This is a genomic window from Ochrobactrum sp. RH2CCR150 (assembly GCA_014138095.1).
Taxonomy (GTDB): Bacteria; Pseudomonadota; Alphaproteobacteria; order Rhizobiales; family Rhizobiaceae; genus Brucella; species Brucella gambitense.
In genome coordinates this window covers 66,949-87,812 of sequence record JACGXE010000002.1, presented here as the reverse complement: position 1 = coordinate 87,812, position 20,864 = coordinate 66,949, and the positions used below count along the sequence as shown (strand labels likewise).

Here is a 20,864-nt window from a genome sequence, read left to right as displayed (position 1 = left end):
AAACTCAGGCGCTGGCGATCAGCGCTTCCACTTCGCGTGCAGTCGGCGCTGCCGCGCCAGCACCTGCCCGCGTGACCGCAATTGCGCCTGAAGCGGATGCGAAACGCACGCAATCATGCAGCGATTTTCCTGCCGCATAGGCGACCGCAAAGCCGCCGTTGAAACTGTCGCCTGCCGCGACCGTATCCACGACCTTGACCTTGAACGGCTCGAAATGCCTGACCTCGTCTGCGGTGACCAGCAATGCCCCACGGCTGCCAAGCTTGAGTATGACGGTCTTCGGGCCACGTTCCAGAAGACTACGGGCTGCCGCTTCCGCCGAGGCCAGATCGGTCGGCTCGATGCCGGTGATTTCGGCAGCTTCAGTCTCGTTCGGCGAGATGATGTCGCAAAGCGCAATCAGGTCCGCCATGCGGCTGGCATCGCCAACCGGAGCAGGGTCGAACAGCACCTGCCCGCTTGAAGCGCGCACCGCTTTCGCGACCGCCAGATTGGCTTCATGCGGCACTTCGCGCTGTAAAAGGGTAATCTTCGCTTTGGCAATATCCGCGGCGTGCGCATCGATATCAGTTGCCGACCAATGCGCATTGGCCCCGGCACAAACCGCAATTGTGTTCTGGCCCGCCTCGTCAACCTGAATGATGGCCATGCCTGTCTCGACACCGCTAGTCACACGCACGCCGTTGGTGTTGAGACCGAACTCCTGCATCTGCTTGACGGCAAGATCACCAAAGGCATCGTTGCCGACCGCGCCGACGAAGCGCACATCGCCGCCGAGCTTGGTGACAGCCACAGCCTGATTGGCGCCCTTGCCGCCGAGACCGATCCCGTAGCCCGACGCATTCACCGTCTGCCCCGGACGCGGCAACGCCGCCATTCGCGCGCTGACATCCACATTCACACTGCCGAAAATGAAAATCTTCAACGGCTTCCTCCATAGAAGTTTTGCTGCACCATAGAGCATTTCCAACAAAAGTGCGAAGCGGTTTTGTGTCGGATAGCACGCAAAAACAAAGAGATAGAGCCGTTCTGGCGAAAAGCTCAGCACGGGCAATCGAGCCATACACAGTCACGCACCTGTCATCGCCCAAGGGTAGCCTCCGCTGGACCCCAAGACACGAGCCAATTCTGGCAGGAGACTGACATGATAACCCGTCGTAATGTTCTGATGGCGAGTGCTGTCGGCACGCTGGCTATACCATTTGCCGGTTTTGCCATCACCAGTGCAAGCGCCCAATCGGGCCCATTGTTTCGCTTCGGCGTCGTGGCCGACCCACAATATGCGCCTGTCGTGCCAAACTTGCAGATGAACCGCTATTATTCCAACAGCCTGTGGAAGCTTTCGGAAGCCATCGAAGCCTTCAACGAGGAAGACCTGCAATTCGTGGTGACGCTCGGCGATATTATCGATCGCCATTGGGAGAGCTTCAACCATGTCCTGCCGCTTTATGACAAGCTCGATCATGACCATTTCTTCCTGCTCGGAAACCATGATTTCGATGTGGCGTCCGAGTATTTGACTTCCGTTATCCGCACTGTCGGCATGCAGAACGCCTATTACGATTTCACTGGCGGCGGCTATCGCTTCATCGTTCTGGATGGCAACGATGTCAGCCTTTTCGCCCCACCCAAGAACGATCCGCGCCGTGAAGTCGCGGCCCAGCGGCTGGAAGCTCTGAAGGCAAAAAATGCGCCCAACGCCCAAAGCTGGAACGGTTCTCTCAGTGACCAACAGTTTGCGTGGCTGGGCGACACCATGAAAAAGGCCCAGACCGCCGGTGAAAAGGTCATCGTAATGGGGCACTACCCGGTCTTCCCGGCTAACGAGCACAATATGTGGGACTCCGAACGGGTCGTGGAGCTTCTCACCGGCTTCGACAATTTCGTCGCTTACTTCAATGGTCATAACCACGCCGGTAACTACGGTGAGGTGAATGGCAAACACTTCCTCAACTTCAAAGGCATGGTCGATACCCCTGCGGAAACGGCCTATTCCGTGGTGGAAGTCCATGCGGACCGGATCGAAATTCGTGGCTTTGGACGCGAAACCAACCGCACACTTAAAATCTGACCACGCGTCGACGTACCGAATAGAAAAGCCGCGAAATTATCTCGCGGCTTTTCTTCAGTCACTGTTCAACCGACTTATTCGGCTTTCAGGAACTCGCCGACTTCCAGCAGCACGAACTCATTGTCGTCAACCTTGTCGAGCGAACGGCCTGCCGAGAATGGCAGATTATTGTCGTTGCCGACGATGATATGGGTATCGTCCACGCGGTCGACATTCTCGATCGTCACGAACGGCATGTCGTAAATAGCGTCATGACCACCCTGACGGCGCTTGTTATCCGGGTCTGCAATGGTCAGCAGATCGATGTAGCCGATCTTGCGCACTTCCTTGCCGACATTGCTGTCGTCGAAGGAAATCTTGTAGATGCGCTTGACCTTGGACGGCACGTCGAAGCAATCCGGCTGCGGCTTCTTCGGATCGGCGCAAGCCTTTTCGGCAACGCCTGCACCATTATCGCGCTCAATGACCAGACCCGTGCTGGCATCCAGCATGTTGAAGTCGCCAATCGCTTCGCCGCCTTCAGCCAGAGGATAGAGCCACGAACGGCCCGTCCACTTCTTGTCGGCGACGCTGAACTCGATGATGCGCAGACCAGTCTTGCCGCTTTCGGTCTTTTCCGGTGCGCCATCGACGAAAAGCGGGCCTTCGAGGAGACCATAAAGCTTCGAACCGTCCTTCGACATGGCGAGGCCTTCGAAGCCGCCCGAACGCTTCAGATTGTAAACCGGAAGCTTGAGGCTCGGATTGGCCGGCAAAGCGAGCTTTGGATTGTCCGGCGAGACGACCTGCGTTTCACCAACCTGCGTTGAGAACACGTCGGTCAGCTTGCCATCAGTATCGAATTTCAGCAGGAACGGACCGAATTCCTCGCCCACCCAGAAACCATCCGCCACCGGCTGGATCGATTCCACGTCGAAATCCGCGCCCGTCAGGTAACGCTTTTCCGCGCCTTCCATGACGATCGGGAATGGGGCCTTCTTGTCCGGGTCGGTGAGGAAGAGGGTCTTCACGCGCTCGACCTTGCCGTTGTCCCAGTCGAACTTGACATTGTGCAGCATCAGCATGGCGTCGGGTGAGTTGAGCTTCGTGCCGAACCCATTGTCCGACAGCGTCCAGAAGCTGCCATCTTCCATGGTCTTGATGCCCGAAAAGCCCTGCACAGGCTGGCCGTCGAAGGGAAGCGAAAGGCCGGTTTTACGCACGCCATCCTTGCCTTCAATCGTGCCAATGCCTTCCGCGCGCTTGCGGTCCGCGGTCGTGAACTTGCCGGAAGTCTTCAAATGATCTGCCGCATCGTCCGGTGCTGCGATGACCGTATTGGCTGGCAGGATCGCATGGGCCTTCAGCGTGGCCGGAAAGGCTTTTTCCTCCGCCGACGCCGGAACAATGGTGAAAGCCAGAAGGCTGGCGAGAATGGTTGACGTGCCGAAATACCGATGCATGGAATGTCCCCGTTCCGAGTTAGAGCACGTCCCGAAAAGTGCGAAGCAGCTTTCGGATGAGGCGTGCTAAAAAGTAAAAAGCGAGAGCGGTTAAGTCGATTTTACCCTCACGGAAACCGCTTAAGCCTGCGGCATAGGTAAGCACGCTTCGTGACACGTGCTTGACTGTCCAATGAAGCTTTGAAGACTGCCACTGACAAAGCGCTAGAAAATCGAACTTCGGTGATTTGGAATATTTTTCCTCTATTCGGCAGGCAACTATGACGCTAGTTTCCGGTGTCGCTGTATGAGGGAAAAAATGACCGACAATTCGTCCGTTCGCCGCAATATTCTTATCCTGACGATGGCACAGGCGCTCGGTGCGTCGAGCCCGCCTATCGTCATCTCGCTCGGCGGCCTTGTCGGGCAGAAATTGTCGTCCGATCCGGCCCTCGTCACCTTGCCCGTCAGCCTGTTCAATCTGGGACTGGCACTCGGCACTTTGCCTGCCGCGTTCTTGATGCGGCAACTCGGGCGGCGCAATGCCTATATGATTGGCGCGCTTGTCGGCGCGACGGCGGGGCTTGTCGCAGCCGCTGGCATCTTCTCCGCATCATTCCTGATCTTCTGCCTTGGCACGCTGACAGCAGGCCTCTATGCCGCCTATGTGCAGAGCTATCGCTTCGCCGCCGCAGACACCGCCAGCGGCGATATGAAGGCTAAGGCAATTTCCTATGTGATGGTTGGTGGGCTCATTGCCGCAATCGTCGGGCCGCAGCTGGTGATTTGGACCCGCGACACGATACCCGATGCCATGTTCGCCGGCAGCTTCCTCAGCCAGGCGGTGCTCGGCCTCATCGCATTGCCGGTCCTGTCCCTGCTGCGCGCGCCCAAGGCTGTCAAAGCGGCCAATGCCAGCAATGACACCGGAAGGCCCCTGATCGAAATATTGAAAATGCCGCGCTTCATTCTGTCGGTGGCGGCAGGCGTCTGCTCCTATGCCCTGATGACCTTTGTGATGACGGCGGCACCTATCGCCATGGTTGGCCACGGTCATTCGGTCGATCACGCAGCGCTTGGCATTCAATGGCATGTGCTTGCCATGTTCGGACCAAGCTTTTTCACCGGCAAGCTGATCGCCCGCTACGGCAAGGAAAAGATCACCGCGCTCGGCCTTGTGCTGATCGCCGGGGCAGCAGCCGTTGCACTTGGCGGCTTCGATGTCGGTCATTTCTGGATGGCGCTGATCCTGCTTGGTATCGGCTGGAACTTTGGCTTCATCGGCGCAACCGCAATGGTCACCGACTGTCACACGCCAGCCGAGCGCGGCAAGGCGCAGGGCGCCAATGATTTCATCATGTTCGGCACGGTTGCCTGCGCGTCGTTCTTCGCGGGATCGCTGCTGCATGCTTCCGGCTGGGAAACCATCAACTGGCTGGTTTTCCCGGCTGTCGCACTGGTGCTCGTGCCGCTTATCCTGCGCCTGAAGCCGAAGGCAGTGACACAATAGCCAGCTTTACAAATAAGCACGCTAACGTGACTTGGACTTAGTTTCGCCAGAAGCTATCTGTTTTACTGAAGAGCACCGATCCGATTCCGTTGGGTCGGTGCTCTGTCTTTCTTTTCTGAAGCTATGATGCGACGCCGTATATTCAGCTTATTGAGTGCCGGACGAACCGCTGGAACGAGACAATGATCAACGATCTGACCGACGAAATGTTCTGGCTGTTCACCATCGGTGTCTGCATTCTGTTCATCATCCGCCTGCTGTCGCCGCCACCGGCGATGCGCAGCAAAACCTCTGCTCAACCGCTGCCGCGCCCACGCTGGCGCTCGCGTCGCCGGGCTTTCCGTGAACGCTGGATGGCGCGCAGCAAAGCAGAACGGCCCTAAAAGGCGAAAGACGTCTCAGCGCATAAAGATAAGCGCCATACCGACCACGGTAAAAGCCGCGCCAAGCCATGCGCCCGCGGCGGGGCGCTCGCCCGTCCTGAGCCAGAGCAGCGGCAAGATGATGACCGGTGTTGTGGCAGAAATGGTCGAGACAATGCCCGCTTTCCCGCCCGACAAGGCGAAAAGCAGCAGGGTCATGCCGATGCCCAGCGACAGAAATCCGGTCAATGCCGTCATCGCCCCAACCCGCCAATTGAGCGGATTGCGCGGCTTCACGGCAGCGAATGGCAACTGCATCAGTATCGACAGACATAAGGCGGCAGTACCAACACGCAACATGGAGCCGACGAGCGGGTCAATGCCCGTTTCCATCACCGGACGCGCAATGATCGAGCCGATGGCCTGACCCAGCGCAGACAACAAGCCAAGGCCGATGCCCGCCCATAGCGATCCCTTGATCGTTTCCCATGGATGCAGCTGCGTTGCGCGCTTGCCAAAGAAAATCGCCAGCGAAACCCCGAAAACCGTGATGACAATGCCGAGCACGGCGATCAGAGACAGAGTTTCACCAAGCACCAGCCAGCCGAGCAATGCGGTCATTGGCGCATTCATGGCGAAGAGAATGCCGGAGCGGCGCGGTCCAAGCCTGTTCAGCGTGATGAAGAGCAGAGTATCGCCCAGAAAAATGCCGATGAAACCTGACAGCATCAGGGGCAGGACGACATCGCCGCTCAGCTGCTGCCATTTTCCAGTCGCGATGACATAGATGGCTAGCAGGCTCGTAACAAACACTTGCCGCACGCGATTGAAGGCAAGCGCGCCCAGATGACCGGCTGGCCAGGCAGAGATGAGGCCCGTCAGTGCCCAGCACGTTGCTGCGCCAGCGGCAGCCAGCTCATAGATCGGCATGTTATTCCTGCAATTTTCCCAAATCCGGCATTTGGTGCGCCACTCCTCCGGCGCGCCAAACACTATGCCGCTTTCTATCGGGGCAGGAAAATGCCGTCTATTTCATTCTCGTGAACTGGCTATCACGGAAATCGAACGGTCCGTCACTGGCTAGAACCGGTAGGTCACGCCCAGAACGGGACCGTTGAGGCGTGAATCGAACACGTAGCCGTCACGGTCATAATCGACATGCAGCGCCTTATAGCCTGCCGAAACCGACAGGTGATCGGTGAGCACATAATTGACTGTGCCAAGCACTGACCAGGTCAGTTCGGAACCGGCGCCAAAGCCGCCAATATCCGCCTGCGCCTGCAAGGAAAGCTTGTCCGTCAGACGTAAAAGCGCCCGCGTGCCCACCACCGGATCGACCCAGTTGAAGCTTTCGCCATAACTGCGCGAAAGGCCCAGCGCGCTGACCGTCACATCATTGGAAATGTGCCAGAAGCGGATGCCGCCCAGCGCATCAAGGGTGAATTTCGGCGTATCGACAACGCGATAACCGGCTTGCAGCGTGGCCATGAACTGCTTGCTATCCACATCGCCCTTGACGACAGTGCCCGATGGAATGGCGATCGGCAGCGGCGGCAGGTTGCCATAGGCGTGGCTTTCCGTGGTATCGACATACATCATGTCGCCCGAGACGACGAAACGGTCGTATCGGCCCCAGACATTGACGAAGCCGCTGAAATTGAGATCGCTCAACACATCGGAAAAGGACTTTTCAATGCCAATGGTCGGTGCGCGCTGGAAGGGCGAAATATCTCCCTTGAGACCCGCTGCCCAGACATAGGGCGTGACTTGCAAGGCCCAACGCTGGCTTTCCACGACGGACGGCGCTTCCGGCGGAACGACGACCGCGTCGGCAGCACTTGCGGCCTGCGCACCGCAGAGGGACATGACAACGGCGACAGCATACGTGTTCAGTCTATTCAAAATGCGTCCCTCAAGCTGAAAGCGTGTTCTTGTGAATGCGCCCATCCTTCATGATGAGCTTCATCGTGCGATCCGGATCGGCAATCAATGAAATATCATCGAGAGGATTGCCATCCAGCACGAGAATATCGGCATAGGCTCCGGCTTCTATACGGCCAAGCTTTGCCGGGTAAGGATTGCGCGGCCCCGAAAGCGCGACCAGATCGGCATTACCGCTGGTCAGCATGCGCAGCACCTCAGCATTGTCATACCAGCGCGCGAATTTCGCGAGCTGTTTGCCTTGCGTCGCCGTGCCCTTCGGGTTGAACAGGATGTCGGTTCCAAGCGCCATCTTGACCTTGTACTTCCGGCCAAGCTCGATGGCCCGCACAGTACCGTCGGAGATCTGCTGCTGTTGCTGGCGCTGCACCGGATCGGATTTCGGATTGGCATCCTCGTCAGCGAGAAATGGCTGGATGCTCCACCAGGCATCGGCATCGGCCATGCGCTTGACGGTTTCCTCATCGGCAAGCTGGCCGTGCTCGATGGACTTCACACCGCAAGCCAACGCCCGCTGGATACCGGCGGACGTATAGGTGTGGATGCAGACATAGGTGCCCCAGTCGGAGGCAGCAGCAACAGCCGCCTTGGTCTCGGCTTCCGTGAATTGGATGCCATCGATAGGATCGTAAGACGAAGAAACGCCGCCGCCACCCATGATCTTGATCTGGCTTGCACCGAGCATCAGCTGCTCACGCACGCGGCGCAGCACTTCCGCCTCGCCATCGGCAATGGCCGAAATGCCTGCCCGTTCTGCAACGCTCAGATCACTCTGGGCGCTTCGCGGCAGATCGGTGCGCATGCGGAAATCACCATGACCGGAAGTTTGCGAAATCATCGCGCCCGATGGGTAAATGCGCGGGCCAACCACGCCGCCCTCGTCAATGACGCGCTTGAGCGCGAAGGACGGCCCGCCGACATCGCGTACCGTTGTGAAGCCGCGCAGTACCGTGCGCTCGGCTTCCTGCGCAGCGACCAGATGCACATAGGGAATATCGGCCGTCATGGCCGCCAACTGCGAAATTCCGGCCAGAATGGAGTGCCAGTGCGCTTCGATCATGCCCGGCATCAGCGTGCGCCCGCCGCAATCGATAACGTCCGCGTCTGCCACCGTTTCCTGCGCGCCGACCAGCGCCTTGATGAAATTGCCTTCCACCAGAACGTTCTGGCCCTCAATAAGCCTGGTGCCTGTGCCGTCGAAAATCTTCACATTGGTGAGAAGAACGGGCTTTGCCGGGGCTTTGGTCTGGGCCATTGCCGTGCCGGTCAGGCCCAAGGCAGAGACCGTAAGCGACGCGGCAGCCGCCTTGAGCAAATTGCGGCGAGACAGCTTCTTCTCCATCCGCGCCATCAGTTGCAAGGCCTGCGGGCTGTGGCAAGCGCAGCTCCATCCGTGAATGAGGTGTCCGTATTTTTGGCCAATCCGTATCGACAAGACACACCCCTTCTTTTCATTTGCGAACTATAGCGCGCAGAAAGCTTCAGGAAGCCGAAGCGATAACTTTCATGTTAGAGGATTCTTCAATAAAAACATCCCGAATTTGCCGGTTTCATCCATTCGATGTATATATTTTCCATCCTGTGCATCGCGAATAAAATGTCGAACGAACCTCCCTGCCCTACCGCCGATTTGACTATTGAATTTGGAGTAAAAATTGCGCCGTGAACAAACTGTCCTTCAAGTCTCGATAGGCGTTACTCTCCTTGTCGCCGGTTTCGGCGTCGTATTCGGTCTTTTGTCCGGTTCATTTTCGATTGTATTCGACGGCGTCTATATGCTGGCCGACGCGGCCATGAGCGGGCTCGCGCTCATCGTATCGCGGCTGATTGCACTTTCCGCCTTGCCGGAGCGGACCAACCGCAAACTGCGTGAACGTTTCACCATGGGTTTCTGGCATCTGGAACCGATGGTGCTTGGCCTCAACGGCATCATGCTGACCGGCGTAGCAATCTATGCGCTCATCAATGCAATCGCCATTATCATGCAGGGCGGTCGCCATCTCGAATTCACCTATGCCATTTTCTATGCCGTGGTGGCATTGATTGCCTGCCTCGGCATGGCCTGGTTCGAAATGCGCGCCAATCGCCACATCAAATCGGATTTCGTGGCGCTGGACGCCAAGGCCTGGATCATGTCCGGCGGCATTACCGCCGCGCTGTTGATCGCCTTCCTGATCGGCTATCTCGTGGAGGGCACAGAGCTTGGATGGATAGCGCCCTATATCGATCCGACCGCGCTGGCCGTGGTCTGTCTCGTCATCATCCCCATGCCCATCAGCACGATCAAGCAGGCGCTGGCCGACATTTTTCTGGTCACGCCTGCGGACCTCAAACAGCATGTCGACAGCGTGGCGCAGGACATTGTGAAGCGCCATGGCTTCGTGTCCTATCGCGCTTATGTTGCGAAAGTCGGTCGCGGCAAGCAGATCGAGCTTTACTTCATCGTCCCGCCCAACCTGCCACCCCGGCGGCTGGAGGAATGGGACGCCTTGCGCGATGAAATCGGCAATGCGCTGGGTGAGGAAAGCCCGGACCGTTGGCTCACCATCGCCTTCACCACCGATGTGGAATGGGCAGTGTAATCCCTGATTTAGCTAGAAAGCTTCTTCGCCTGAATTTTCTGCGATGACGTCTCGACCGTCACATCGTAGTGGTCGCCCTGCACGACATCGAGAATGCGGCTCGGACGAAAGGCGGCGATGTTGACGCCGCCTTCATGCCGCAGGCTGTCGAACAGGATGCCGTCTTCTCCGGCGGCGCGCATTTCCTCGCCGAAATGCTGCGATGCGCCGTAATCGCTGGAGGCGTAGACTTCAGGTCTTGCCACCTGCTCACCACATATATCGACGAAGTCGCCTTCAAGGCGCGCGCTATAGACACGGAATGTCCGGGAAAGTGTCGCCCGCCCCGTGGCAACCGCCTCACGGCGCATATGATGCGCAATCTCCACCACGGAGGTGGTGAGGCTTGCTGCGGCATACCATGCGCCAAGCTCCGGCCCGTTGAACCGCATGCCGCCCGGTGCAACATGCAGGAATGTCGCCATGACGATGCTGGAATTCGGCCTGCCGAACACCCATTCCTCCTGCGGCAGCCTTTGCAGGCGCTCGACCAGAAGCCGGTCATTGGTCCAGCCCGCCAGTTCCATCACGGCTTCCAGATCGGCAGCGGTTGCCACCGTGTCGAAAAGCCCGACCGGAGGAAAACGCGACGGAATAAGCCGGTAGCTCGGTTGCGGGGCGGGGTTGCGCCTCACGAAAACACCACGTCGGAATCGCGATAAGGTGTGAAGGCGCTGTCGATTTCATTCGGCTCCATGAAGTGGCCGCCTCGCGCCGCATCGAGAAACCGCCGCACGGTCAGCAATCCATCCTGCGTGCCGCCTGTGACCAGCCTCAGCGGCGCATGCCCGCCAAACACCGTTGCGCGATTGGGCGTCGTCAGCCAACGCACGCCCGCTATCTCATCCGCATAAAGAACACCCAGCGCCTGATGAATGCCGAGCACGGCGGACAGGCGCGTCAGCACATCGACATCCAGCGTGATATCGCGATGCTCGCGCACGGCTTTGATCCAATTGTAATAGGTTGAGCGCGATGGAAGCCCCAGCACCAGCAGACGCTGCTGCTCGTCCAGCCCCCAGAGATCGGCAATGGCCAGAAAGGTGCGCAGACCGGGAGCGCTCAGCCGCTTGCGCAACAATGGTTTGAAACGGCCCGGGTCAAGAACATCCGGTCCTTTTTCAATCCCTGTCTTTAACATCGCCGCGTTCCGAGCCATGACCTTCTCCATTCGTCCAGAATGGAATATAGTCCAAATTTGGACTTTTACAACCCGGCGTTACCAGAACTGGTTATTCAGCCGCGATGAGCGGGGCGTTGGCAGCACCTGGAAGATCGAAATGAACCGGACGCAGCGAGACATGGCCGTTGCGGATATCCAGCACATGCGAATAGACCTGCGCGCCGCTTTCGAGTACCGGCAGCTTTTCCTCATGCATAATGCTGATGACGATGGCGTCGGGGCAGCGGGTCTTCAGGGATGCATGGAAGCGTGCCTTTGCAGCCGGGTCGAGAGCACCTGTGGCTTCGTCGAGGAAGATGATCGAAGGCTTGTGCAGGAGAATGCGCGCCAGCACAATCTTCTGCTTCTGCCCGCCGGACAGAACCATATCCCACGGCGCGCCACCGGCATCGCTATCGTTCATTCGTTCGATGAATTCGCCCAGACCCGCTTCATGCAGGACGGCTGCAACGGCAAGATCGCTGAAGCTTCCGGCATCGCCCGGCAGACTGACAAGCTGCTTCAGCGACACGGACGGGAACTTTGCATCCTGCGTCGCATAGAGCGAGGTCGCATTCTGCGGATAGATGATATCGCCGGTGCCATAGGGCCAAAGACCGTTCAGCGCCTTGACGAAGGAGGTTTTGCCAGAGCCGGATTCACCGCGCATATAGACCCAGTCGCCAGCGCGGATATTGATGACGCCGGAGCGCAGGAACGGCGCTTCGCTATCCGGCCCCTGCATCAGCGTGAGGTTGCGGACAGACAGGCCGAAGCGCGGATGCTGACGGGCGAAGGCAAAGCGATTGATGCCCGAGCGCGCATAGAATTCCGTCGGGTCCTGCACATTTTCCATGGCCTGCGCCAGCCCGGTCACGCGGTTTGCATTGGCGCGCAGATTGGCGATTGCAGGCATGACCTGAATGAACCACGAGCAGTCGTTGATCATCGCGGCGACCAGTTCCGCACCCGTGACATAATTACGGAAGCTCACCGACCCACTCATATAGGGCAGGAGACCCGGAATATAGGCGACGATGCGGTTGGACAGGAAACCATAGGCCTGCGAGAAGGCGAGATAGGCCGCGTCAAAACGATTGAGCTTGTTCCAGGTGCCGTCAACATCCTTGTAGAGACGTTCATTCACCGAACGCTGGACGGCCTCGCCATTGGAGGCCGAAATCTGGAAGCTGCGACGCAGAAGGGTTGTCCATTCGCCACGATACGAACCTTCCGCCTGCTGAATGCCGAGATTGAGGCGTTCCAGACGGCGGCCGATCTTGATGGCAACGAATGTGCCGAGCGGCACGTAAAACAGGATAGCTGCAAAGGCGAGAACCGCGCTGCCATAAGAGCCGAAGACTTCCAGCCCCTCCACATCCGTAGACATTTCAATGAGCTTCTGCCCGATGAAGAAGGCCGACAGGACGACGCCGACAATACCCATCACGAGGCCGATGGCGCCGCCAGTCATACCCTTGATCGATTCCTGCAAGCGCTGATCGACATTGTCGATCTGGTCCTTGCCGCGACCTTGCTGCAAATGGAAATGGCTGTGCTTGCTATTCAGAAGCGCTGCGGAGAACTGATCGTTCAGCCACTTGCGCCACTTGCGATGCAAGGTCGTGGAAAGGAAATGGCGCGAGCCAACCAGCATCACATCCTTGCCCAGCATCAGCAGAACCAGAAGACCGGCATTGATCGAAATCGTCGCCAGCGGGTTTTGAACCGGTGCGGTATTGGCGTTGACGATGGAGTTCATCAGGTGACCGGAGGCTTCCGCTACCCAGACCGTCATCTTGCTGACGAAAGCCGTCAGAAGAAAAATCGCGGCGGTGAGCGCCCAAGCTTCTCTCCAGCGATCGGATACCCAATAGGCGCGCATCAGGCCCCAGAACGAGGTCATGCTGGCCACGGCAGACTTGTCCCCTTGTTGCAGGCTGGCCTGCCGGGACTGTCGTTCTATCTGCCGTACTCCTTTCAATCCACACCTCGCTTCCAGTTCACCAATTGTAACTCTGTGTAACACATTGCAACAAACTGTGGTTAACGCAATGTTAACAGTCAATACAAAACGCGAGCACGGAAACTTGAAAAGCGGGGCACGCCCTTTCAAGAACATGAAATCGTTCAGCTATTGGATGTGCTAAATTTTATGGGGAAGCGTCGTTTTATGCGGAAAACACACGCTTAGAAGCAAATATGCAACATGATTCGGCGTGATCGCTCTGTTACAGAGCGAGAAATGCCTGCAATCGCGGTACCGCGAAATCGAGGAAAACCTTCACGCGCTGGGGCAATCTGGCCCCGCCAAGGAACACGGCATTCACCTCTTCCTCGTCGCTTTCGATGACATCCGCCAGCACCTCGACCAGCCGTCCGGCTGCTATGTCGTCGCGCGCATGGTAATGCGCAATGCGGGCCAACCCCACCCCGGCTATGGCCATGCGGCGCACTGTTTCACCATTATTGGCGAGCAATGATCCATAGACGGCGCGGTCAACAATGCGACCGCTTTCCTTGAGCGGCCAGACCGGCGCGACACGGCGGAAGTTGAAGCCGATGCAATTATGCTCGGCAAGATCGTCAACCGAGCGTGGCATGCCGCAGCGCTCCAGATAGGCGGGGGCCGCCACGATCTTGCGCCGCGCCAGACCGATCTTGCGCATCATCATGCTGGAATTTGCAAGCTTGCCGGTGCGAAACGCCACATCGGTCCGGTCGCGATAGAGGTCGACAATCTCGTCGTTGAGAGACAGGTCCACCACGATATTCGGATAGGCGCTGAGAAATTCCGGCAGCACCGGCTCCAGCCCCAGTGTGCCCAGTGCAACCGACGTGGTGATGCGCACCGTGCCGCCCGTGCTGGCCGAGCCTTGCGACAGTTCACGCTCGATCTCGTCAAAGTCGTGCAGCAGCCCCTGACTGCGCTCATAATAGATGCGCCCTTCGGCGGTCAGCGACAGGCGGCGGGACGACCGTTCCAAAAGTCGCACGCCAAGCCGCGTCTCAATACGCGAAATCAGCTTGCTGATCGTGGATGGATTCATGCGCAAAAGACGCGCAGCCTCCGAAAAGCTGCCCGCGTCCACGACCCGCAGAAAGACCTGCATCTCACCGGCGCGATTGTCCATCTGTGACTCCATCTGTGAAATTGTTTCATAGATAATGTGGAACACGAGCGCATTTTCAAGTGGGAATGTTGGGCCTATCTCTTTGTGCATCACAGGATTCTAATGGATTCCTGACTGGACGTGTTTGCCTCCCAAGCTTCGTGCGCCTTCGCGCGAAACGCGTCCAGCCAGTCAACAGGAGTTACAATGAAGATTGTCAACGCACATGGCGCGGCTATTCCCGCGCTCGGTCTCGGCGTTTACCGCATGTCGGACGCCGAAGTTGAAGCTGTCGTTCCAGCCGCACTGGAAGCAGGCTTTCGCCATTTCGACACGGCACAAATCTATCAGAACGAAGCCTCTCTCGGCAAAACCCTGCAAAAATCGGGTGCACGTCGCAACGATCTGTTCCTGACCACCAAGGTCTGGGTCGATAATTATAGCGAAGACAAGTTTGCCTCGTCCGTGACGGAAAGCCTCGACAAGCTGCAAGTCGATCAGGTTGATCTCTTGCTGCTGCATTGGCCAGCCCACAAAGTATCGATTGCCGAACAGGTCGACTTGCTGAATGCGGTTCAGGCTTCCGGCAAGACGCGCTTCATCGGCGTCAGCAACCAGAATATCGCGCAGATGAAAGAATCGATTGAACGCAGCCAAGCGCCAATCGTGACCAACCAGATCGAGGTTCACCCTTATCTCGACCAGAACGCGATTGCTGCTGCCGCCAAGGAAGCAGGCGTTGCCATTACCGCCTATTTCGGCATGGCCGATGGCGCGGTTCCGCGTGATCCGGCTTTGCAGGCTATTGGTGCGAAATACGGCAAGACCGCCGCACAGGTTGCGCTGCGCTGGCTCATCGAACGCGGTTTCATCGCGCTTTCGAAGACCGCTAAGCCGGCACGTGTCGCGGAAAACTTCGATCTGTTCGACTTTGAACTCAATTCTGAAGACATGGCGGCGATTGCAAAGCTCGCCCGCCCCGACGGACGTCTGGTCAGCCCTCCCGAGCTGTCGCCTGTCTGGGACAAGTAACACGGAGATATCGCTATGAGTGCTTCAAACGCTCAGGATAGCGCAACCAAGGCGGCCAGTTTCAACTGGCCGCTTCTTGCGCTTGCAATCGGTGCCTTCGGCATCGGCACCACCGAATTTGCGCCGATGGGCCTGCTGCCTGTCATCGCCGATGGTGTGAATGTATCGATCCCGACCGCTGGCCTTCTGGTCAGCGCCTATGCCATTGGCGTCATGATCGGCGCGCCGATCATGACGCTGGCCTTTGGGCGTTTCGGTAAACGAACCGCGCTGATGTTGCTGATGGCGATGTTCACGATCGGTAACATTCTGTCCGCAATGGCGCCCGATTACTGGACGCTTCTTGCCGCTCGTCTCGTGACCAGCCTCAACCACGGCGCGTTCTTTGGTCTTGGCGCAGTTGTTGCGGCCAGTGTCGTGCCGCCGGCAAAGCGGGCCAGCGCCGTTGCGACCATGTTCATGGGCCTCACCATCGCCAATATCGGCGGTGTTCCTGCAGCAACCTGGATCGGCCAGCAGATCGGCTGGCGCATGTCGTTTGCGGGAACTGCGGTCCTCGGCCTCATCGCCATTGCCGCGCTGTGGCTTTCGCTGCCGCGTGGTGAAGCGGGCAAGATGCCGAATGTCCGTCAGGAGCTGGGTGTTCTGATACGTCCAACCGTGTTGAAGTCGCTGGCGACAACCGTGATGGGTGCAGGCGCAATGTTCACGCTCTACACCTATGTTGCCGCCGTTCTGGCTGACCGCACCGGTGCGTCGGAAGGTTTCGTGACGCTGGCACTCGTGATCATCGGCGTGGGCTTTACCATCGGCAACGCGCTGGGTGGCCGTCTGGCCGACTGGTCGCTGAATGGCGCAACGCGGATCTTCCTCGGCCTGCTCGCTGTCATCAGCTTCGTGCTGCCGCTCGCGCTCAACAGCCATGTCGGCGCAGTGATAGGCCTGCTTGCCTGGGGTGCTGCGGCATTCGCCATTGTACCGCCGGTTCAGATGCGCGTCATGCAGGCCGCAGCCGAAGCACCGGGTCTGGCTTCGTCGATCAATATCGGCGCATTCAACCTTGGCAATGCAGTGGGCGCGGCTCTGGGTGGCGCTGTGTTGAGCGCGGGCTACGGCTATGCTGCCATCCCGGTGGCCGGTGGCCTTCTGGCTGCAGCGGGTCTGCTGTTCACGCTGTCACGCCGCCCGAAAGCGGAGCTTGCCCCTTCGGCTTGCTGATAAAACTTGCCCCGGCGCGCGCCTGATCAGTCGAGCGTGCGCCGGAAGCGCAACAGAGCCATCGTGGCAAACAGAATAACGAACAGAATCAGCGCATTCACCTCGCCGGCAATATCGGCAAGGGTTGCGCCTTTCAGCATGACGGCGCGCACAATGCGCAGGAAATGCGTGAGCGGGAAAATCTCGCCCAGTGTCTGCGCCCAATCGGGCATGCCCCGAAACGGGAACATGAAACCCGACAGCATCAGCGATGGCAGAAAAAAGAAGAACGTCAGCTGCATGGCCTGCATCTGCGTCCTCGAGGCCGTCGAAATCGTATAGCCGAGCAACACCAGCGACAAAACGAAGATCAGCACGCAAGCCAGAAGCAGTGCCAGCGATCCGACGAACGGCACGCCGAACAGAAGCTTTGCCGCAACCAGCACGACCACCACCTGCACCGCCCCCACAGCGAGAAACGGCAGCACCTTGCCCAGCATGATCTCGGCAGGCGTGGCGGGCATGGCCAGCAGGTTTTCCATGGTGCCACGCTCGGTTTCACGGGTCAGCGCCATGGCCGTCATCATCACCATCGTCATTTGCAGGATGACGCCGAGCAGGCCGGGAACGATATTATATTGCGACACGCCTTCCGGATTGTACCGACGGTGCACAATCACCTGTAGCTGGCTGCGGGCGGCCTCCGTCGCTTCGGCCTGCTTGCCCTGCTCGCGCAACAGCGCCTGACTGGCCACAGTGCTCAGCGTCGATATTGCCCCGCTTGCCACAGAAGGGTCGGTCGCATCGGCTTCGATGAGAATTTGCGGTGCATCGCCCGCATCCACCCGACGTGCAAAGTCGGACGGGATGGTGACCACGAAGGAGACCGTACCGTTGGCAATCAGCGCTTCGGCTTCGGCGGCGCTTTGAACCACGTGATCGAAGCGATAATAACCAGTCGTTTCCAGCGCCGATATCATCGCCCGGGTGTAATGATCCTGACTGGTGACGACCACGGCGCTCGGCAAGCTTTTTGGGTCGTTGTTGATGGCAAAGCCGAACAGCAAAAGCTGCATCAGGGGTACCACCAGCATCATGGCAAAGGTAATGCGGTCACGCCGCATCTGGATGAATTCCTTCATCAGCATTGCGCCAAGACGCTCGAATGAAAACCAGTTGCCGGTCATCCTTTGCTACTCCCGGCCTTGTTAATCCCGGCGTTGGCCGCTTTCGACATATTGTCCTGCGCATTGGCCATGAACTGGATGAAGACATCCTCAAGGCTGGTTTCGCCCGCCTCGACGGTAATCCCGTCTCGATGTCTGATCTTGTCGAGCGCCGTTTCAAGCTTGGCCCGGTCAGAGCCGACAACGTGCAGCGTCGCCCCGAACGGCGCCACTTGCTGAACGCCCGGCTCGCTCTCCAGTTCGCGTGCGACATCGCCCAACCGCTGGCCGCTGACGATGAAAGTCGTCAGCCCCGCCTCGGCGATCACATCCTTGACCGTTCCCGTCGCCAGAAGCTTGCCATAGGAAATATAGCTGATGCGGTGGCAGCGCTCGGCCTCATCCATGTAGTGGGTTGAAACCAGCACCGTCAGGCCGCCATCGGCAAGGCGATGAATCTCGTCCCAGAAATCACGGCGCGCCTTGGGGTCAACACCGGCGGTCGGCTCATCCAGCAGCAGCAGCTTTGGCTTGTGCATGATACAGGCAGCAAGTGCGAGCCGCTGTTTCCAGCCGCCGGAAAGCGTTCCGGCCAGCTGATTTCCGCGCGATGTCAGCCCCAGCTCTTCCAGCGTGCGCGCCACATGGTCCTGTACCGGCTTCAGACGATAAAGCCGCGCCACAAATTCAAGATTTTCGGCGATGGTCAGGTCTTCGTAGAAGGAAAAGCGCTGCGTCATGTAACCGACCTCGCGCTTGATCTTCAGCCCTTCCGTGCGCAGGTCAAACCCCAGCACCTGCCCCTCGCCTTCGTCGGGCGTCAGCAGGCCACACATAATGCGGATGGTAGTGGTCTTGCCGGAACCGTTCGGCCCCAGAAATCCGACAATCTCGCCCTCCGCCACCGACATGCTCACATGATCGACGACGGTTGCATCGCCAAACCGCTTCACAAGACCTTTGACATCAATGGCGTTGGACATGCTCGCCTCCGCCTACCGGGCGGCCAGATCGACATCGACGATCTGGCCCGGCTGGAGCGGCGAAGCCGGATCGACCGGATGCGCCTCGACGAGATAGACGAGCTTCTGGCGTGTTTCGAGCGAATAGATCACCGGCGGGGTGAACTCCGGGTCAGGCGACACATAGCTCACCTTCGCCTTGAGGTCTGCCGCGCAGCCGTCGCAACGGACCGAAAGCAAATCTCCAACCCGGACGGAAGAGAACTTGGCTTCAGGAATATAGACCTTCAGCTTCACCGCGCCGTCCGGCAGCATGGTCAACACGGGAGCCGTCGGCCCGGCGGTGTCGCCCGGATTGCGGATGACATCGGTGATCCGCCCGGCAGCGGGCGCAACGATGGTGCGCTTGATCAGGTGCCAGCGTGCGGAATCGAGCTGTGCGGCAGCGCTCTTGACCGCATTCTCGGCAGCCTTGATTTCTTCCGGGCGGGCGGGCAAACGCCCCACGGCCAGATTGGCCATGCTCTGATTGATGGACGCTTCGGCCACTTCCACACTGGTTTTGGCATCGTCCAGCTGGGCCTGCGTCATGACCCCGCGCTTTGTCAGGTCCTGCGTGCGCAAAAGCGTGCGCCGCGCATCATCGGCCTGTGCATTGGCGGTACGCACCGACGCCTCCAGAACCGCAATTTCGTCCGGACGTTTGCCAACCTGCAAATCGGCAAGCTGCGCCTCGGCCTGCGCCAAAGCGGCTTCTGCCTGCGCAACGGCGATCTTCGCATCTGTATCTTCGGTGAGCGCAATCGGCTTGTCCGGTTCCACACGGTCGCCGCGCTTCACCATGACGGATTGCACCTGCGCAACTTCCAGCGGGGCGAGCTGTACGAACTCGCCTTCGACATAGCCGACGGCCAGCGGCTGGCTGCTGCACGCCGCGAACAGATAGGACGCGAAAGGAACGATACAGAGGAGGCTCATTGCACTTCGTCCTTATTATGCTGTTCATCGCGGGCGGCGAGAATGGCAAAAAGATTTTGCCGCGCGACGGCGGCAACCGCCCTGGCCTCATCGGGACCGAAAGCCGCCCAGCCCATGCGCCGCTTCACCGCCTCCTGCCCGATCCGAAAATAGACAACCTGCCCAAGCAGCGTGAAAACGGTGAGCCGCGTTTGCTCGCTTTCGGCCGGTTCGCCGGTCGCCGCTTCCCAGACGGCGCAAAGCCGTTTGTGAGTCGGCTCGAAAACGCCGGAATAGATGCGGTCGAGCGCCGCTGTCGGATGCGCCAGCTCGCGCAACAGAAACTGAACAATTTCGCCGGATGCCGGTTGCGCCACGATAAACTGCACCATCCGCTCCAGCGCGAAGCCCAGCTGCTGGCGTGCAGCTTCCTTCGTTGTCGCAGGGGCCCCGATTGCCCCGTAATGGCCAAGTGCCTGACCGGCAACGCCTTGTATCGTTTCGACAATATAGTCGGCAGCGGCAAGCCGCAGCCCTTCCTTGCCGCCGAAATGATAGGCGATGGAGCCGATATTCGCCTTGGCAAAAGCCGCGATCTCGCGCGTCGAGGTGGCGTCGAAGCCTTTCGACCCGAACAGCCGCAACGCCGCATGAATCAGCGCCATGCGCGTCTGGTCGCTGGACAATGACGGCTCGCTTTGGGCGGGGTTGGTGACGGTGCCAGTATTACGCGGTTTTCTCATAATACAATTTAATCAATCGATTGATTAAATGTCAAGTTGACGAAAACTGCGTGAGGACATCGCGCAGTTTTCGGTCAGATTCGGCGGGGTTTTACGAAGGGCTCTCGCCCATCATTTTGCGCTGGCGATAACTTTCTCCAGCCGCGTCTGGACGATCTTCGGTTTCTTGGCGGCAACGATCTGTTCGAGATTGGCCGGATTGTCGCCGACAGCGATCACCGCAACCATGCCCATGGCAAAGTGCGGTGTGCATTTGACGAGATAAGCGCCTGGCTCCGTGACGGTCAGCACATAATTCTCGTTCATCTTGCTTTTGAACGGGGCCACGCCTGCCGGGAGCATGTCCTTGACCGACTCGACATAATGCCCCTTGTCCACCGAGATGAAGGTTACCGTGTCGCCCGGTTTAGCCTTGATATAGGCCGGTTCGAACACCATGACGCCTTCAGCGCCCTTGTTCAGCATGTGAACTTCAATGTTTTCAGCAAAAGCAGGCGCAGCAAGCAGGCCCAAGACACCGGCGGCAAGTCCCAACGCGGTCATACGCATTTTCATCTCGATCTCCATCACGAACGCTGCGGCTGCCCAAGCGGACAGGCCGAAAGC

20 protein-coding genes are annotated in these 20,864 nt (G+C 58.7%); 6 read left to right on the top strand and 14 right to left on the bottom strand.

The features are described 5' to 3' along the window. Positions 1–4: 4 nt before the first annotated feature. Entirely contained in the window at positions 5–964 is a 960-nt protein-coding gene (gene rbsK, locus FHW03_RS04130) for a ribokinase (protein WP_182519494.1), read from the bottom strand. Positions 965–1,168: 204 nt separating this feature from the next. On the opposite strand from rbsK, the gene FHW03_RS04125 reads away from it, so the two are divergent. Further along, positions 1,169–2,071, top strand: a complete 903-nt coding sequence (locus FHW03_RS04125) for a metallophosphoesterase (RefSeq protein ID WP_377514341.1) — start codon at positions 1,169–1,171, stop codon at positions 2,069–2,071. Between the two features lie 74 nt (positions 2,072–2,145). On the opposite strand, the gene FHW03_RS04120 is transcribed toward FHW03_RS04125, so the two are convergent. Continuing rightward, positions 2,146–3,513: an esterase-like activity of phytase family protein gene (locus tag FHW03_RS04120; RefSeq protein WP_182519492.1), complete on the bottom strand. Its 1,368-nt coding sequence runs from the start codon at positions 3,511–3,513 to the stop codon at positions 2,146–2,148. A gap of 298 nt (positions 3,514–3,811) precedes the next feature. On the opposite strand from FHW03_RS04120, the gene FHW03_RS04115 reads away from it, so the two are divergent. Continuing rightward, a complete protein-coding gene (locus FHW03_RS04115; protein ID WP_182519491.1) occupies positions 3,812–5,002 on the top strand; it encodes an MFS transporter in 1,191 nt (396 codons plus the stop codon). Between the two features lie 182 nt (positions 5,003–5,184). Beyond that, positions 5,185–5,385, top strand: a complete 201-nt coding sequence (locus FHW03_RS04110) for a hypothetical protein (protein WP_138783432.1) — start codon at positions 5,185–5,187, stop codon at positions 5,383–5,385. 15 nt (positions 5,386–5,400) lie between these two features. Here FHW03_RS04110 and FHW03_RS04105 read toward each other — a convergent pair whose 3' ends face one another. The 3 genes from FHW03_RS04105 to FHW03_RS04095 form a co-directional block, all read right to left on the bottom strand. Then, positions 5,401–6,294 (bottom strand): DMT family transporter, encoded by an 894-nt coding sequence (locus tag FHW03_RS04105; RefSeq protein WP_182519490.1) that lies wholly within the window; start codon positions 6,292–6,294, stop codon positions 5,401–5,403. A gap of 150 nt (positions 6,295–6,444) precedes the next feature. Next, positions 6,445–7,230, bottom strand: coding sequence for a hypothetical protein (locus tag FHW03_RS04100; RefSeq protein ID WP_210277183.1), 786 nt, complete (start codon positions 7,228–7,230; stop codon positions 6,445–6,447). Between the two features lie 46 nt (positions 7,231–7,276). Beyond that, the gene (locus FHW03_RS04095) at positions 7,277–8,740 is read right to left on the bottom strand and encodes an amidohydrolase family protein (RefSeq protein WP_377514092.1); all 1,464 of its coding nucleotides are present in this window, start codon (positions 8,738–8,740) and stop codon (positions 7,277–7,279) included. A gap of 220 nt (positions 8,741–8,960) precedes the next feature. Here FHW03_RS04095 and FHW03_RS04090 point away from each other — a divergent pair, with 220 nt between their 5' ends. After that, positions 8,961–9,887 carry a cation transporter gene (locus FHW03_RS04090; RefSeq protein WP_182519489.1) on the top strand — a complete coding sequence of 309 codons (927 nt, stop codon included), beginning with the start codon at positions 8,961–8,963 and terminating at the stop codon, positions 9,885–9,887. A gap of 8 nt (positions 9,888–9,895) precedes the next feature. Here the strand turns inward: FHW03_RS04090 and FHW03_RS04085 are convergent, their stop codons facing one another. The 4 genes from FHW03_RS04085 to FHW03_RS04070 all read right to left on the bottom strand — a co-directional run bounded on the left by FHW03_RS04085 (position 9,896) and on the right by FHW03_RS04070 (position 14,222). Then, the gene (locus FHW03_RS04085; RefSeq protein WP_182519488.1) at positions 9,896–10,561 is read right to left on the bottom strand and encodes an RES family NAD+ phosphorylase; all 666 of its coding nucleotides are present in this window, start codon (positions 10,559–10,561) and stop codon (positions 9,896–9,898) included. Next, positions 10,558–11,085, bottom strand: coding sequence for an MbcA/ParS/Xre antitoxin family protein (locus tag FHW03_RS04080; protein WP_182519487.1), 528 nt, complete (start codon positions 11,083–11,085; stop codon positions 10,558–10,560). The genes FHW03_RS04085 and FHW03_RS04080 overlap by 4 nt, the downstream gene beginning before the upstream one ends. A 73-nt stretch (positions 11,086–11,158) precedes the next feature. Beyond that, positions 11,159–13,003 (bottom strand): ABC transporter ATP-binding protein/permease, encoded by a 1,845-nt coding sequence (locus FHW03_RS04075; protein ID WP_182519486.1) that lies wholly within the window; start codon positions 13,001–13,003, stop codon positions 11,159–11,161. A gap of 316 nt (positions 13,004–13,319) precedes the next feature. Then, a complete protein-coding gene (locus FHW03_RS04070) occupies positions 13,320–14,222 on the bottom strand; it encodes a LysR family transcriptional regulator (RefSeq protein ID WP_182519485.1) in 903 nt (300 codons plus the stop codon). 186 nt (positions 14,223–14,408) lie between these two features. Between FHW03_RS04070 and FHW03_RS04065 the strand changes: the two genes are divergently transcribed. Both FHW03_RS04065 and FHW03_RS04060 read left to right on the top strand, forming a co-directional pair. Beyond that, positions 14,409–15,233, top strand: coding sequence for an aldo/keto reductase (locus tag FHW03_RS04065; RefSeq protein ID WP_182519484.1), 825 nt, complete (start codon positions 14,409–14,411; stop codon positions 15,231–15,233). Between the two features lie 15 nt (positions 15,234–15,248). After that, entirely contained in the window at positions 15,249–16,451 is a 1,203-nt protein-coding gene (locus FHW03_RS04060; protein ID WP_182519483.1) for an MFS transporter, read from the top strand. 26 nt (positions 16,452–16,477) lie between these two features. Here FHW03_RS04060 and FHW03_RS04055 read toward each other — a convergent pair whose 3' ends face one another. The 5 genes from FHW03_RS04055 to FHW03_RS04035 form a co-directional block, all read right to left on the bottom strand. Beyond that, complete coding sequence (locus FHW03_RS04055) at positions 16,478–17,617, bottom strand: ABC transporter permease (protein ID WP_182519482.1); 1,140 nt, start codon at positions 17,615–17,617, stop codon at positions 16,478–16,480. Next, positions 17,614–18,579 carry an ABC transporter ATP-binding protein gene (locus FHW03_RS04050; RefSeq protein WP_182519481.1) on the bottom strand — a complete coding sequence of 322 codons (966 nt, stop codon included), beginning with the start codon at positions 18,577–18,579 and terminating at the stop codon, positions 17,614–17,616. The genes FHW03_RS04055 and FHW03_RS04050 overlap by 4 nt, the downstream gene beginning before the upstream one ends. 12 nt (positions 18,580–18,591) lie before the next feature. Continuing rightward, positions 18,592–19,536 (bottom strand): HlyD family efflux transporter periplasmic adaptor subunit, encoded by a 945-nt coding sequence (locus FHW03_RS04045; protein WP_182519480.1) that lies wholly within the window; start codon positions 19,534–19,536, stop codon positions 18,592–18,594. Beyond that, the gene (locus FHW03_RS04040; protein ID WP_182519479.1) at positions 19,533–20,258 is read right to left on the bottom strand and encodes a DUF1956 domain-containing protein; all 726 of its coding nucleotides are present in this window, start codon (positions 20,256–20,258) and stop codon (positions 19,533–19,535) included. Before FHW03_RS04040 ends, FHW03_RS04045 begins: the two co-directional genes overlap by 4 nt. A 111-nt stretch (positions 20,259–20,369) precedes the next feature. Further along, entirely contained in the window at positions 20,370–20,807 is a 438-nt protein-coding gene (locus tag FHW03_RS04035; protein WP_182520037.1) for a pseudoazurin, read from the bottom strand. Positions 20,808–20,864: the final 57 nt, after the last annotated feature.